At 61.5% G+C, this 257-nt stretch carries 1 protein-coding gene; it reads right to left on the minus strand.

From position 1 onward, the window contains the following. A partial coding sequence (locus tag QP915_RS11645; protein WP_284769438.1) for a M1 family aminopeptidase occupies window positions 1–257 on the minus strand: 257 nt, incomplete at both ends.

The following is a 257-nucleotide window of genomic DNA, read 5'->3' on the forward strand; positions in this document are numbered from 1 at the left end:
GACCCCAGGTGCGCAGCCACGCCTTTGACCAAGAATCGAGGTCGCGGTCAGTGTGCTTTTTCAGGGCCGTGAGCAGGTCATCGAAGGTGGTCGCGGCAAACGCATGCTCCTGGAAGTAATCCCGCGCCCCCGCATAAAAGTTATCGCGGCCCACGTAGTGCACGAGCTGCTTGAGCACCGCCGCGCCCTTGGCATAGGTAATGCCATCGAAATTCTGGCGCGCGGCATCCACGTCTGGGATCTCGGCCTTGATGGGG

It is taken from the genome of Corynebacterium sp. MSK158 (assembly GCF_030229085.1).
Classification (GTDB): domain Bacteria; phylum Actinomycetota; class Actinomycetes; order Mycobacteriales; family Mycobacteriaceae; genus Corynebacterium.